General features: G+C 54.8%; 1 protein-coding gene. It reads left to right on the forward strand.

Annotated features, from left to right (window positions below):
* Positions 1–325 precede the first annotated feature (325 nt).
* Positions 326–1388, forward strand: a 1063-nt coding sequence (desA, locus tag AC1DRJ_RS27765; protein WP_477804965.1) for a delta-9 fatty acid desaturase DesA, incomplete at its 3' end; no start/stop codon positions are given.

Raw genomic sequence — 1388 nt, forward strand, 5'->3', positions numbered from 1 at the left:
AGATCAAACCGGCGCTGAGCACCACCCAGAAATAGCCGTTGATCAGTTGCCATCRCAATAGCTCGGCAGAACTATCGAAGAAACTGTTCAATAAATAGCCACTGAACACCATCCAGGTTACTGAAAGCATCAGGTAGAGCAGCGCTGCAAGCATGGCGTTGCGATAGGTGGCAGACATTCGGCCGTCCATGTCCCTACAAAAAGGTTGGAATTATAGGTTAATGACACATCCAGCCACTCTTATCCGAAAGGGCGACTGGTTTTATCCGTGGGCTTAGTGATAATGCAACGGCTATTTTTTTCTTTATCGAGGGCCCTACAGCCTATGTGGTACGAAGGTTTACTCGGCTTGTCGCCCTGGTCACTGGTAGCAGTCACACTACTGATGACCCATGTCACGATCATCGGCGTCACGGTCTATTTGCATCGTTACTCAGCCCATCGCTCGCTTGAGCTCCATGCCGGCCTGAAACATTTCTTCCGCTTCTGGCTGTGGCTGACCACGGCACAGAACACCCGCGAGTGGACCGCTATCCACCGTAAGCATCACGCCAAATGCGAAACCGTCGATGACCCGCACAGCCCGGTCATCAAGGGGCTTTCCACCGTTCTTCGCAAAGGCGCCGAGTTGTACCGTACCGAAGCGGAAAACCCGGAAACCCTGCGTATCTACGGCAAGAACTGCCCCGAAGACTGGATCGAACGTAACCTCTACACTCGATTCCCGCTGCTGGGTATCGCAATTATGGGCGTCATCGACTTACTGCTGTTCGGCACTATCGGTATCACCATCTGGGCCATCCAGATGATGTGGATCCCGGTGTGGGCTGCTGGCGTGGTCAATGGCCTAGGCCATGCCGTCGGCTACCGCAACTTCGAATGTCGCGATGCTGCAACCAATCTGGTGCCTTGGGGCATCCTGATCGGCGGTGAAGAATTGCATAACAACCACCACACCTATCCTAATTCGGCAAAACTGTCGGTGAAGAAGTGGGAGTTCGACCTCGGCTGGGCCTGGATCCAGGTCTTCAGTTTTTTCCGTCTGGCCAAGGTCCAGCGGGTTGCCCCGATTGCCCACCGTGTTGAAGGCAAAGGCAGCCTGGACATGGACACCGCCATGGCGATTCTCAACAACCGCTTTCAGATCATGGCCCAGTACCGCAAATTGGTGATCGGGCCGCTGGTCAAGCAGGAGCTGGAAAAGGTCGATCACTCGGTCCGCCATCAATTCCACCGCGCCAAGCGCCTGCTCTCGCGGGAAACCAGCCTGCTGGACGAAAAACACCACATTCGCATCCAGGCTATGCTCGAGCACAGTCAGGCGCTGAAGGTAATTTACGAGAAGCGCCTGGCCTTGCAGCAGATCTGGGTCAAGACCAGCTCTAATG

The organism is Pseudomonas sp. P5_B2 (assembly GCF_056400445.1).